Origin of the sequence: Bizionia saleffrena (genome assembly GCF_008086175.1) — a bacterium.
GTDB classification, from domain to species: domain Bacteria; phylum Bacteroidota; class Bacteroidia; order Flavobacteriales; family Flavobacteriaceae; genus Bizionia; species Bizionia saleffrena.
In genome coordinates this window covers 17,436-30,614 of sequence record NZ_VSKM01000014.1, presented here as the reverse complement: position 1 = coordinate 30,614, position 13,179 = coordinate 17,436, and the positions used below count along the sequence as shown (strand labels likewise).

Genomic DNA, 13,179 nt, shown 5'->3' with positions numbered 1-13,179 from the left:
GTTATTAGCAGTTGTAATACGCCCCTTTAAACAATGAACTCTTCACAAAATAATCTAGTAATCTTTTTAAAAAGTGTGATTAATGCTTCAGAATTAGAGCATCACATTCCGGATATTTTAGAATGTTTCACCAATTTAAAGCTTCAAAAAAATGAATTTTTTGTAGAAGAAGGTCGCATTTGTAAATACTTCTGCTACATTAATACTGGTGTTTTACAACATTCTATTACGGTTTTGGGCGAAGAAAAAACAACGTATTTAGGACTTAAAAATGCTTCCACTTCTGCATTAAATAGTTTTATGAACAGCGTGCCGTCTAGAAAAAATATAAAGGCGATTAGCGATTGTGATTTATGGGTTATTACTTCTGAAAACTTTTCGGCGTTATTAAAAAATAATAGTGCGTTTAAAGCTTTTTATTATAAACTTATTGAAAAGCAAATTTACCGTATCGACGATTACCGCATCGATTTATTAACACTCACGCCCGAAGAACGCTACCAAAAACTACTACACAATGAGCCCAATTTATTACAAGAAGTACCGCTGCATTATCTCGCTTCCTTTTTAGGGATTTCGTCGCGACAAATGAGTAGGATAAGAAAAAATACACGATAGCGCCAAATGGCGTCGTTTATTGGTGTTCGATTCTTTAATTTTGGAAAGCTAATAGAAAAAACACATTATTTATGAAATACCATCAAATAGACAACGCCCTTTTTATTAAAAACCGTAAAAACTTTGCTGCAAAAATGCAACCAAGTAGTTTAGCGGTTTTCAATTCTAACGATGTCTACCCTATTAGTGCCGATAGCACATTGCCATTTGCACAACACCGCGATATTTTTTATTTAAGTGGTGTCGATCAAGAAGAAAGTATTCTTGTTCTTTTCCCTGACTGTCCAAATCCAAAACATCGCGAGGTTTTATTCTTAACAGAAACAAACGAACATATTGCCGTTTGGGAAGGTGAAAAACTAACCAAAGAAGCCGCTCTAGAGACTAGTGGCATCAAAACCGTATACTGGTTAAAAGATATGGAAAAAATAATGTTCGAAATGATGACACAGTGCGACACTGTTTACATCAATACAAACGAACATTACAGAGCCAATGTGGAAACAGAAACGCGCGAAGACCGCTTTACAAAATGGCTAAAAGACAAATATCCGGCGCACCGTGTTGCTAAAAGCAACCCGATATTACAACGTTTACGCGCGGTTAAAGATCCAATTGAAATTGATTTGATGCAACGCGCTTGCGACATTACCGAAAAAGGTTTTAGACGTGTTTTAAATTTTGTGAAACCTGGAGTTTGGGAACACGAAATTGAAGCAGAATTAATGTACGAATTTTTAAAAAACAGATCTAAAGGATTCGCTTACTCACCAATCATTGCGTCTGGTAACAATGCCAACGTTTTACACTATGTAGAAAATAATAAAGAGTGTAAAGATGGTGACTTAATTTTATTTGATACTGCTGCAGAATATGCTAATTATTCAAGTGATTTAAGTAGAACGATTCCTGTTTCTGGTCGATACTCAAAACGACAACGTGCAGTTTACGATGCCGTGAACAGAGTAAAAAAGGACGCCTCCAAATTATTAGTTCCTGGAACACTTTGGGCAGAATACCACGTTGAAGTTGGCCATTTAATGACTAGCGAATTACTAGGTTTAGGTTTACTTGACAAAGCCGATGTAAAGAATGAAAACCCAGATTGGCCAGCGTATAAAAAATACTTTATGCACGGTACTTCTCACCATATTGGTTTAGACACGCACGACTATGGTATTTTGGCAGAGCCAATGCAAGAGAATATGATCTTTACTGTAGAGCCTGGAATTTATATTCCTGAAGAAGGTTTTGGTATTCGTTTAGAAGATGATCTTGTAGTTCAAAAAAGTGGTGAACCATTTAATTTAATGGGTAATATTCCTATTGAAGCTGAAGAAATTGAAGAGCTAATGAACAAATAAAACACTACTAATAGTTTAAAAAAGCGAGCTAAACGCTCGCTTTTTTTTTGCCCTATACCTAAAATAGTAACTAGCAAGCTCCCTTATAAAACCGGTTATTAAAGGCTCAGAACAAAGAAAAGCGTCGTCTTAAAGCGTTATTAATGCGATACTCTTAATATATTAGGATAACTATTAATAAATTAGTAGCTTTAGTTAATTCTAAAAATAAAAAACATTATGGGTATTAAAAGTTTTCAAGGTGTTAGAAAAGATCAGAATCAAGATATAGAAAAAGAGTTGTTTAAAGTGAGTGATTTTATGACGACAGATCTCATTACGTTTAAAGCCAGCCAATCTGTGGAGGAGGTTATCGACATTTTAATTAAATATAAAATTTCTGGTGGCCCTGTAGTTAACGATAACTATGAACTTGTTGGTATTATTTCTGAAGGGGATTGCATTAAACAAATAAGTGAAAGTCGCTACCATAATTTACCAATGACCGAAGATAGTATTGAAAAATATATGGCTAAAAACATTGAAACGATAGATGGCAACCTAAATGTATTTGACGCAGCCAAACAATTTCTAGATTCTAAGAGAAGACGGTTTCCTATTGTAAAAGAGGGTAAGTTAGTCGGACAAATAAGTCAGAAAGATATTTTAAAAGCTGCTATTAAATTAAAAGGGCAAAACTATAAATAGAAGATAGCGCCTCCGCTTTTATTTTCTTTTTACCAACGCATAAAAATCATTATCTAGCGGCAAGTAGCCTTGGTCGTAAACAAAATAATATACGGTACCCACTTTCGTGGTATAAATACTAGTAAAGTAATTAAAATCGAACCCCTTTTGTATTAATTTAGTTTTGGTGGTTTTTGTTTTTTGGTCGGGGTTAGACTCTTCCAAAATACGCCAGTTTTTACGCAATCGGTTATTAATATTCCGGATTAAGTTCTTCCCGTCTTTATTCATTTTATTATTGTAGGCATTCCGGCAACCGTCACTACAGAATTTTTTATCTATTCTACCTACTATTTTATCTCCGCATTCCGGGCATAATTTGGTCATCATTATCGCTTTTTATAATTAAAGTTATCCTCTTCAGTTGTGTTATTATTGTCTATAGCCACATATATATTCATTGGTTATCGCTAATACTCTCAAATGTAAAGCCGTTAAAAGAAACGTGGTTCTTTATTATGTTAATCAGTTTTGTATCTATCAATTCCTTCCCTGACCTCAAAGCCGGGTTTATGGTGTTTCAGTTGAAATAAAAACGTGAAATTTATGGCTCTTATGATCCCTCTATTTTTTCAAATCCATTCTCTCGTGTAAATTTCTAATAATTTCAATATCGTTTTCATTTAGACTTTGATATAAAATACTATGTCGGTTCACTGTCATTCTGAATAAATTTTGAAAAACCACCTGAAACTTTTTTCTTGAATCTGGGTTATCAGCAATTTATTGACACTCTAAAACAAGCATTTTATCATAATTAAATATACAACTTATTCGTTTACAAACGACTACAAACATTTACAACCGACATTAATTAAGTAATTACCGATTAACACTGTGATGGCGTCGCATCTTTGCAGTGTTGAATTGAACTAATGAGATTCAATATATATAAAACCTTATCTTATGAATACGTTAAGAAACAAAGTACAGTTAATTGGTAACTTAGGAAATGATCCAGAAATTATTAATCTTGAATCCGGAAAAATGCTTGCTAAATTCTCCATTGCCACCAACGAGAATTATAAAGATGCGAAGGGCGAAAAAGCAACAGATACCCAATGGCATAATGTCGTTGCTTGGGGAAATGTAGCCGCGATAGCCGAAAAATATTTACAAAAAGGGAAAGAAGTCGCTATAGAAGGTAAGCTCACCACCCGATCTTGGGAAGATAAAGAAGGCGTAAAACGCTATACCACAGAAGTGGTTTGCAATGAGCTTTTACTACTTGGTAAATAACCTCCATTGCTATTAACTCCATTATTTAATTCCATAGGAAAAGCCGTTTATAACAACTGGCTTTTCTTATGTTTTTGTTAATGTCATATACACTGGGAAGTGATCGCTATAACCGCCCAAATATCTTTTACCGGCATAGGTTCTAAACGGATTACCTTCGTCTTTTCCTTGCTGTTGTTTTAAAAAATCGGCATCAAAAATATTGGCTTTATAGAAACGTAAAGCATTCTTTTTACGTTCGAATAAATTCGGCGTTATTAAAAACTGATCAAACAAATTCCAAGCATCATAATGCATAGTTGTTCCGCGATTAAGATCTAACAAAGTATCCATAGGGTTGTACAAATTATGGCTTTCTACCAGTTGGTTAATGCTTTTGGATGAGGGGTCGTCGTTAAAATCGCCCATTATAATTATTTTTGCATTAGGGTCTTTTTCTTTTAATTCCGAAATAATCTCCGTTACTTTATTAGCGGCAATAACCCGTTTATATTCGCTACTCTTATCGCCCAATCGTCGCGAGGGCCAATGGTTAACAATTAAATGCAACTCTAAACCATCTAGTAACCCACTAACCAACAATATATCGCGCGTATATTCTTGCATCCCTAAATCATCGATAAGCGTTAAACTATAGGCTTTGGTATACGCCACTTTAAAAATGTCTGCATTGTAAAGCAATGCCACGTCTATACCACGCACGTCGGGAGAATTGTAATGTATACATTTATAGTTATATCCGTTTAAATACTCTAAGGAAACCATATCGTTTATAACCGCCTCATTTTCAACCTCGGCGAGACCAATAATTACTGGTGGAATTCCGGCTTCTTCTTTACCAATATTAGAAATGGCAAACGACAGTTTTCTAATTTTATTTTGGTATCTTCTAACAGTCCAACGACGGGTTGCATTTTGCAGCGCATCGTTCTCTCGCGTGACCTTATCGTTGTAAATATCGAATAAGTTTTCAATATTGTAAAATGCAATGGTATATTTCTTTAATTTAGTTGTAAAAGCGTTTAATCTCAAGAGACGGGTATTTATTGGCTTTAAAAATAGAGAAATTAATCTGATTTCATTTACGTAACTTTGTACTTTAAATTAATATATGTTAGAAAAAAAAGATATCGCTTTAGAAAAAGCAGTTTTAATAGGAGTAATTACCAAAACCCAAGACGAAGATAAGTCTCAAGAATATTTGGACGAGTTAGAATTCTTAACGTATACCGCAGGTGGTGAGGTGTTAAAACGCTTTACTCAGAAAATGGAAATACCAAATCCTAAAACCTTTATAGGAACTGGTAAAATGGAAGCCGTTAGACAATTTATTGAAGACAACAATGTGGGTACTGCTATTTTCGATGACGAGTTATCGGCAGCCCAAGAACGAAATATTAGTAAAATATTAAATTGCAAAGTTTTAGACCGTACCAATTTAATACTAGATATTTTTGCTCAGCGCGCACAAACCAGCTATGCAAGAACACAAGTTGAACTCGCACAATGTCAGTACCTATTACCACGACTAAAAGGAATGTGGACTCACCTCGAAAGACAAAAAGGGGGAATTGGAATGCGTGGTCCTGGTGAAACAGAAATCGAAACCGATAGACGTATTGTAAGAGACCGTATTTCGTTATTAAAAAACAAGATAAAAGTTATCGACAAGCAAATGTCTGTACAACGTGGTAACCGTGGCCAAATGGTGCGTGTATCCCTTGTAGGTTATACTAACGTTGGGAAATCTACACTTATGAATACCATAAGTAAAAGCGAAGTATTTGCCGAAAACAAGCTCTTTGCCACCCTAGACACGACGGTTCGTAAAGTGGTAATACAAAACCTACCGTTTTTATTAACCGATACTGTGGGCTTTATTAGAAAACTACCAACGCAATTAATCGAAAGCTTTAAAAGTACGCTAGACGAAGTGCGCGAAGCCGATTTATTATTGCACGTGGTTGATATTTCTCACCCTAATTTTGAAGAGCATATTGCCTCTGTTAATAAAATTTTAGGAGAAATTGACAGTGGCGATAAACCTATTATTATGGTCTTTAATAAAATTGACGCATATACTGCAGAACCTTTCGATGAGACCGATCTTATTGCAGAGCGTGGCGAAGAGCACTACTCGCTAGCCGAATGGAAACGCACGTGGATGAATCGTGTGGGCGAAAATAACGCTCTCTTTATTTCTGCATTAAACAAAAGCAATATCGAAGAATTTAAGAAACGTATTTACGACGAAGTTCGCGATATTCACGTAACGCGTTTTCCATACAATCATTTTCTATATCCCGATTACGAAGCTTCAGAGGAAGAAGAATAAAATACGTTGGGCGTTACCCTATAGGTCAGGCTCTCGGCAGTCGCTTCCCGATAAAAATCGGGAGAGCTTCAACAATGCCTCCATCCTTAACGCATATAAAAAACGCGATACTTTTAAATAGGTATCGCGTTTTTTAATGTCGTTTTATTATAATTTGGTTCTACTTAAAAAGCATAACTCAAACCCAATAACCAATACGTTTGTAATTCGTTATCCACGGTATCGAACGTTGGACTCGCTGGAGCAACCGCATTAGCAAGCGCATAATTTAAAGCTTCCTGCTTGTTTTGTCTTAAACCAAAATCGAAACCAAGGCCAATCTTTTTCCATAATTTGTAAGAAAAAGAATTAATCCAAGTATAGTTAGAATAATCAGCATCTTTATAGCTATAAAATAAAGAGAGGTTAGACTTAAAGTTAATCTTACCAATCTGTCTCGTATAATCTGCTACAATTTTAGCCCCTAAAGACGATTCGAAAACAGTATCCCCAGAGCTAAACACAAAGTTGTAGTTTAAAGGATGCATAACAACAAATAAATTTTCAATCGGCGTCCAAGTACCCCCAACTCCCACATCTAAATACCCAGGATCGTTAAAATTGTTAAGTAAAGTTGTCCGGTATTCTCCTAAAGTTGAGATTGCGAATTTTTCACTTAGCTTCCTGCCGTATAAAGATGAAACATTAAAAACATCGGTTGCTTCCCTAAATTCGCTACTATCGGTTGGGTCGTCCTTATCGTCTAATTTTACCCACGCTAAATTTACATTTAAAGCATTTCTCCAAAAAAAGGTGTCTTCTTTTAAATTGGCAAAGGCGTTTACAGTAAAACCTAAGTTCGCCGAACTGTTATTTGGAGTCCCTTGAGAATACCAATTATTAAATTCAGAAAAACTCCCACCAATGGTTCCAAAGGCTCCAATACGCCATCCTGGAAGCGCATTAATTTGAGCTTGTAAAGCATCAGCTTCTGCTTGTAACGCATTGGCTCCCGCTTGTTTTTCAAATTTTTGCGATTTTAAGTCTTCTTTAGTTTGAGCCTGCATTGCAGCCATTCCAAATACAAATGCTGCGCATAGAATACATTTTTTCATCTTTTTAGTTTTTTGAAGGAACAAAACTACTTTTTATAGTTCGCTTAATCCACTAAATTTAATAAAAAAAGTGCCCAATTAAAAATTATCTTCTTTTATACAAGGGAACCGACGAGCACGCCTCGCCAAATAATATAGACTTTGCTACTGGTTTTAATGCTTGAGAGAGCATAATATAAGCTGCGGTTGGTACTGGTTTTTTAGAACACCCCTTAATAATTATAGGCTGATCTCTGTACGTTTCCACGTCGATATCTTTAATAATATCCTGGTATAATTGCGTTTCTAAAGCGTCTAAGTCTCCTAAAACTGTTCGTTTTACAAAAGGTTCTAAAGCAAAAGTCATAAGCATAAATGCCCAAGCTGGCACAATAGCATCGCTAGAACAAATAAGGCCAACATACTCGTCTTGGTGCTGCGCCCAATCGTAATTTTTAACAGATTCACGGAACTCCTTTTCACGAAGCACAAACCCTTCGTACAACCAATCCTTAATATCGAAAAGTGTACGTTTTCCTTTTGGGTAGTAATCTTCTAAATCGAATACTACCAACTTACTATTTGCCACGCGGTTAATAATCTCTTCTGCCATATTCTAGTATGAGTTAAAATAACGTAATATTGTAAACGTTTATTTTAAAATTAAACTCTGTTTGTTGTTAAGTCTTTTATGTAATAAATAAGCAATACGCTTAACTTATTTATAGCGCGACGTATTGCATTATTTTAAGATTGCATTGACATTAAAGCATCCCCAATTCTAGTTTTGCTTCTTCACTCATCAATTCTTGAGTCCAAGGCGGGTCGAAAGTAATTTCTACCTCAGCATCTTTCACTTCGTTTATAGACTTTATTTTCTCTTCCACTTCCATTGGTAATGATTCGGCTACTGGACAGTTCGGCGTGGTTAATGTCATTAAAACTTTAACATCGTAATCTTCACTTACAAAAACATCGTAAATTAAACCCAGTTCGTAAATATCTACTGGTATTTCAGGATCGTAAATGGTTTTTATAACCTTTACAATTTTCTCTCCTAATTCTTGGGTATCTATAGTTGTTTCGCTCATTATTCTCTTTTTAAACTTCCGTAATTTTGAAAGCAGTATTTAATATATCTGTGGTAATTAAAATAAATTAGTTTAATTGTGTTTGGTACGCTATTGCATACATTTTTAATTGCTTTATCATACTCACCAATCCGTTAGCACGCGTAGGAGATAAATGCTCTTTTAAACCTATGGCATCTATAAAATCGGTATTGGCTTCAAGAATGGCACTTGGATGTTGGTTTGAAAACACACGAATTAAAATGGCTATAATTCCTTTAGTTATAATAGCGTCACTATCTGCAGTAAAAGCAATCGTGTCGTTATTTAATTCGGCATGTACCCAAACTTTACTTTGGCATCCTTTTATAATATTGTCTTCGGTTTTATATTGCGCTTCAATTAACGGAAGATCTTTACCTAAATCAATCATATATTGATACCGTTCTTCCCAATCTTCAAACATTGAAAATTCATCAATAATCTCTTCTTGTATTTCTTTAATAGTCTGCATTTTTATCGATTAAATATTCGTACTTATAGATTACAAAATTAAGCATTACAATTGTAAAACTCCTATTATTTGTTATTTGTTAACCCTATCATTTTTTCAATAACAGCGGCCAGAATGGTATTCGGGTTACCGGCATCAAACGCTTGAGAACGGTACGTTTTACCATTTTTAATCACCGTTAAACTTCCAATTGCGGCACCGTCGTATTGGTGTGCTTTACTTGGCGCTTCTAACTCCGGAATCGTACTTAAATCTATAGCATTTACTAATTCTAGTACTCGCGCCCATTCTGTATCGTTAAGCGTTAAGGTCTGTGCTTTCGCATTGCGCTCATTGACCCAAGATAGCCGTTTATTATCGATAGCTATATTTTTATAACTACCTCTAGAGACCTCAGAATAGTCTACACTAGGGTTTTCACTTTGTGCTATTTTATTGTCGCTTTTTTGCTCTGCAACTAACACGGTGGCCTCATTATTTTTTAATTGCAGAGTAGTGCCCGAAATATCAAACGCATTTACTTCAGCTAAAGCCTTAAGCAAATGCTGCTCTTTAATGTTGTCTTCTGGGCTACACATTTTATGAGTAGTAGCTAAGGCACCAAAATTTAATTGGTTTCCATTTACAGTATAGTCTCCAAAAAATCGATTACAACCAGAAAATCCTGAAACTTTTTGGGTTTGAGTATCGAACTCTACGGTTAAATTGCTATAAGCGTCGCCGTTTACTTTAGAAACCGTAAACGGTCCTGAGGTTAATTTATTCGTTTTTTCGGCCATTACCGTTCCGTTATTCGCTCCGCCACAATTAAGTAGAAAAACAGTTATTAATAGAGTTATTAGTTTCATAGTTTTTAGTGTTTGATGAATAGTATATAACATTACAAAAACAAAGCCACAGTTCACAGATTCCTTAAATAACTTAGAAAGGCTAAAATTACGTATGATGTCGTTTTAAACCTTGTCTAGCTAAAATTAAAGATAAAATTTAAATTTAGTTCAAAATAATTACATAAATAGTGGTTAGGTTTTGTTTTACTATGCACTATAGTATCCAAATTGACTATAACTTTAGACAAAATTGTTAAGTCCTTCTCCGCTGAATTACTAAATTTTACAACGAGCATATTAAAGAAAAACAGTAAGATCGTGGGTGATTCAATAAAAACCTCCGTAAATAAAGGCAGACGCTTTATTACTGTTTATTTGCGTTTCCACGTACTAATGAGACTCACATTATTGATTTTAAGCCGATTGTAATTCAATACAGGTATAATCATCTCTAAACAGATTTGGTTGTAATTATTCGTCTATTAATCTTTAGAAGAGATACGTTTAAGACCCCACTTAAAGCTAGTAAAACAGAAAATAGTCTAGGATTTCGACTTTATCTCCCAAAGGAAGAAGAATCCTTTTTGTAAACGGCAGCAATATTTAGTTAAACTATAAATAAGGTTACATCAACATCATTTTTGCTTTTTTTACACCTTCCACTAATACATCAATTTCTGATTTTGTATTATAAAACGCAAACGACGCTCTTACGGTTCCTGGAATCTTAAAGAAATCCATAATAGGCTGCGTACAGTGATGCCCCGTTCTTACAGCAATCCCCATTTTATCTAATAAAGTGCCCACATCGTAGGGATGAATACCTTCTAAATTAAAGGAAATAACAGACGTCTTATTTTTACTTGTTCCATAGATTTTTAAGCCTTCAATTTCTAAAAGCTTTTTAGTTCCGTAATCCAGTAATTCGTGTTCGTATTCTGCAATCTCTGAAAAACCAATCGCATTCATATAATCGATGGCGGCTCCAAAAGCGATAACACCACAAATATTTGGTGTTCCTGCTTCAAATTTATGAGGTAATCCAGCATACGTGGTTTTTTCAAAACTTACTTGATCTATCATCTCCCCACCACCTTGATATGGCGGTAATTTAGTTAACCACTCTTCCTTACCGTAAAGCATCCCAACTCCCGTTGGACCACACATTTTATGCGCAGAGGTAACGTAAAAATCGACATCTAAAGCTTGAACATCGGGTATAAGATGCGGACACGCTTGCGCCCCATCGATCAAAACAGCTGCTCCGAAATCGTGGGCTTTCTTAATAATATATTCAATAGGATTAATCGTTCCTAAGGCATTAGAAATATGATTAACAAGGACTAATTTGGTACGATCTGACAATAAATCATCATAGGCGTTCATGATTAACTCACCGTCCAAGTTCGCTGGAATCACTTTTAAAATCGCTCCTGTGCGCTCGCAAAGCATTTGCCAAGGCACGATATTACTATGGTGTTCTAAAGCTGAGACTATAATTTCATCGCCTTTACTTAACAATGTAGTAAACCCATAGGCCACTAAATTGATGCTTTCTGTGGTACCCGCAGTAAGTATAATCTCGTAGTTATGTTTTGCGTTAAAATGGCGCTGTACCGTATTACGAGCCTCCTCGTATTTATCGGTTGCTTCTTGACTTAAAGTATGTACGCCTCTATGAATATTAGCATTGTAGTTGCTATAATAATCTACAATAACATCTATAACCTGTTGTGGCGTTTGAGACGTTGCAGCATTATCAAAATAAACTAAAGGTTTACCGTTTACTTGACGTGAAAGTATTGGGAAATCTTTTCTTATGTGGTCTACTTTTAGCATAACTTTAATGTGTAATACGTTGTTTAATTGCCGTTAAAGAAGCGTGAGTCTTAACGTTTATACAAAAATACGAAACGTTTTTCATCTTTTCAGATCCTTTAGGCAATATCGCCTCGTTGATTAAGAATTTCATTTTTAAAGAAAAAAAGCCATTCCTATAGAATAGAAACGGCTTTTTTAAATACTATTATTTAGTGTTTTTTATAAGTCGAAACCAATATTTACACCTAATTTATTAGCTATTAAATTTGTAATACGTTGTTTTAATTCTGGAATCCTTACCGAACTCAGAACATTATTACTAAACGCATACATTAATAAAGCTTTTGCTTCTTTTTTTGGAATACCACGAGATCGCATATAAAATAGAGCACTCTCATCTAATTGTCCAATAGTACATCCGTGAGAACATTTTACATCATCTGCAAAAATTTCAAGTTGCGGTTTCGAATTAATAGACGCTTTATCGCTGAGCAAAATGTTATTGTTAGATTGAAACGCATTGGTTTTTTGTGCTCGCTTTTCAACTACAATTTTACCATTAAATACACCCGTAGAACTATCTCCGAAAACACCTTTATAATCTTGGTGACTTTCGCAGTTTGGTTCAATATGATGCACTAATGTGTTATGATCGACATGTTGCTTATCACCGATGATAGTGATGCCTTTCATCGTTGAGTCTATACGCTCACCATTTTGGTAAAAATTAAGGTTGTTACGCGTTAATTTTCCTCCAAAAGAAAAGGTATGTACTAAACAGTGACTTTGATCTTTTTGGTTTACAAATGTGTTATCAATTAACGAGGCGTTACTATTGTCGTCTTGTAGTTTATAATAATCTACAATTGCACGTTTTGCCGTATAAATCTCTGTAACACTATTAGTTAGCACAGGGTTATCGGTTAAACTTTGATGACGCTCGAAAATCTGTACTTCTGAGTTCTCATCCGCAACAATTAAGTTACGTGGTTGTAACATTAATGCCGATTCGTTACCCGTAGAAAAGTGTATAATTTGAATTGGCTTTTCTACCAGTTTATTTTTAGGAATATGAATATAGGCTCCTTCACTAGAAAAAGCTGTATTTAAAGACGTTAAACTATCTTTCGTAGCTATTTTATTAAAATAGTTTTCGATTATTTGTCTGTATTTCGGTTTATTTAATGCCGAAGACATTAAACAAACATCTATTCCGTCATGCGTTGTTTGCGATAAATGAGAGGAGTACTTACCATCGATAAAAATAATTTTATACGTATCGATATCGTCTAAAAAGTACTCTTTAATGTCTTTATACTCTATAGCATTCTCTTGCTTTGGAAACAGGCTATAATCGTGTTTTAAAATAGCATTTAACGACGTATATTTCCAAGCTTCCTCTTTTTTAGTAGGAAAGCCTTGGGTTTCAAAGGTCTTTATAGCTTCATTTCTAATATCGTGCACAGGCGAATGTGCATCGATACTTTCTTCGAATGCTAAAAAGGATGATACCAATTTTTCTTTTAAATCCATTGTTGTTATGTCTTTAGTCGTTGTTCAGTTTGCAGTCGTTTTAAGGACGCATTACT

General features: G+C 34.9%; 14 protein-coding genes. 5 read left to right on the top strand and 9 right to left on the bottom strand.

The genetic code is table 11. The annotated features are described in order from the left end of the window. The first annotated feature begins 33 nt into the window (after nt 1-33). The 3 genes from ES676_RS12290 (at nt 34) to ES676_RS12280 (ending at nt 2,669) form a co-directional block, all read left to right on the top strand. Nucleotides 34-618, top strand: coding sequence for a Crp/Fnr family transcriptional regulator (locus ES676_RS12290; RefSeq protein WP_148370624.1), 585 nt, complete (start codon nt 34-36; stop codon nt 616-618). Nucleotides 619-689: 71 nt separating this feature from the next. Then, entirely contained in the window at nt 690-1,982 is a 1,293-nt protein-coding gene (locus tag ES676_RS12285) for an aminopeptidase P family protein (protein WP_148370623.1), read from the top strand. 219 nt (nt 1,983-2,201) lie between these two features. Next, complete coding sequence (locus ES676_RS12280; RefSeq protein WP_148370622.1) at nt 2,202-2,669, top strand: CBS domain-containing protein; 468 nt, start codon at nt 2,202-2,204, stop codon at nt 2,667-2,669. An 18-nt stretch (nt 2,670-2,687) separates the two neighbouring features. Here the strand turns inward: ES676_RS12280 and ES676_RS12275 are convergent, their stop codons facing one another. Beyond that, nucleotides 2,688-3,035, bottom strand: a complete 348-nt coding sequence (locus ES676_RS12275; protein WP_148370649.1) for a hypothetical protein — start codon at nt 3,033-3,035, stop codon at nt 2,688-2,690. A gap of 579 nt (nt 3,036-3,614) precedes the next feature. On the opposite strand from ES676_RS12275, the gene ES676_RS12270 reads away from it, so the two are divergent. Next, nucleotides 3,615-3,947, top strand: coding sequence for a single-stranded DNA-binding protein (locus ES676_RS12270; protein WP_148370621.1), 333 nt, complete (start codon nt 3,615-3,617; stop codon nt 3,945-3,947). A gap of 66 nt (nt 3,948-4,013) precedes the next feature. Here the strand turns inward: ES676_RS12270 and ES676_RS12265 are convergent, their stop codons facing one another. After that, nucleotides 4,014-4,979 carry an endonuclease/exonuclease/phosphatase family protein gene (locus ES676_RS12265; RefSeq protein WP_148370620.1) on the bottom strand — a complete coding sequence of 322 codons (966 nt, stop codon included), beginning with the start codon at nt 4,977-4,979 and terminating at the stop codon, nt 4,014-4,016. Between the two features lie 79 nt (nt 4,980-5,058). Between ES676_RS12265 and hflX the strand changes: the two genes are divergently transcribed. Next, a complete protein-coding gene (gene hflX, locus ES676_RS12260) occupies nt 5,059-6,282 on the top strand; it encodes a GTPase HflX (protein WP_148370619.1) in 1,224 nt (407 codons plus the stop codon). Nucleotides 6,283-6,446: 164 nt separating this feature from the next. Here hflX and ES676_RS12255 read toward each other — a convergent pair whose 3' ends face one another. From ES676_RS12255 to sufD, 7 genes are all read right to left on the bottom strand, one after another. Further along, complete coding sequence (locus tag ES676_RS12255; protein ID WP_148370618.1) at nt 6,447-7,376, bottom strand: DUF3078 domain-containing protein; 930 nt, start codon at nt 7,374-7,376, stop codon at nt 6,447-6,449. A gap of 85 nt (nt 7,377-7,461) precedes the next feature. After that, nucleotides 7,462-7,968, bottom strand: coding sequence for a DUF2480 family protein (locus ES676_RS12250; RefSeq protein WP_148370617.1), 507 nt, complete (start codon nt 7,966-7,968; stop codon nt 7,462-7,464). A 151-nt stretch (nt 7,969-8,119) separates the two neighbouring features. Then, nucleotides 8,120-8,446, bottom strand: a complete 327-nt coding sequence (locus tag ES676_RS12245) for a DUF59 domain-containing protein (protein WP_148370616.1) — start codon at nt 8,444-8,446, stop codon at nt 8,120-8,122. Between the two features lie 67 nt (nt 8,447-8,513). Beyond that, on the bottom strand, nt 8,514-8,939 hold the full coding sequence (locus ES676_RS12240) for a SufE family protein (RefSeq protein ID WP_148370615.1): 426 nt from the start codon (nt 8,937-8,939) through the stop codon (nt 8,514-8,516). A 65-nt stretch (nt 8,940-9,004) separates the two neighbouring features. Then, entirely contained in the window at nt 9,005-9,787 is a 783-nt protein-coding gene (locus ES676_RS12235) for an META domain-containing protein (RefSeq protein WP_170234459.1), read from the bottom strand. Nucleotides 9,788-10,393: 606 nt separating this feature from the next. Then, nucleotides 10,394-11,608, bottom strand: a complete 1,215-nt coding sequence (locus ES676_RS12230; protein ID WP_148370613.1) for an aminotransferase class V-fold PLP-dependent enzyme — start codon at nt 11,606-11,608, stop codon at nt 10,394-10,396. Between the two features lie 201 nt (nt 11,609-11,809). Beyond that, nucleotides 11,810-13,123: a Fe-S cluster assembly protein SufD gene (gene sufD / locus ES676_RS12225; protein ID WP_148370612.1), complete on the bottom strand. Its 1,314-nt coding sequence runs from the start codon at nt 13,121-13,123 to the stop codon at nt 11,810-11,812. Between the last annotated feature and the right edge of the window lie 56 nt (nt 13,124-13,179).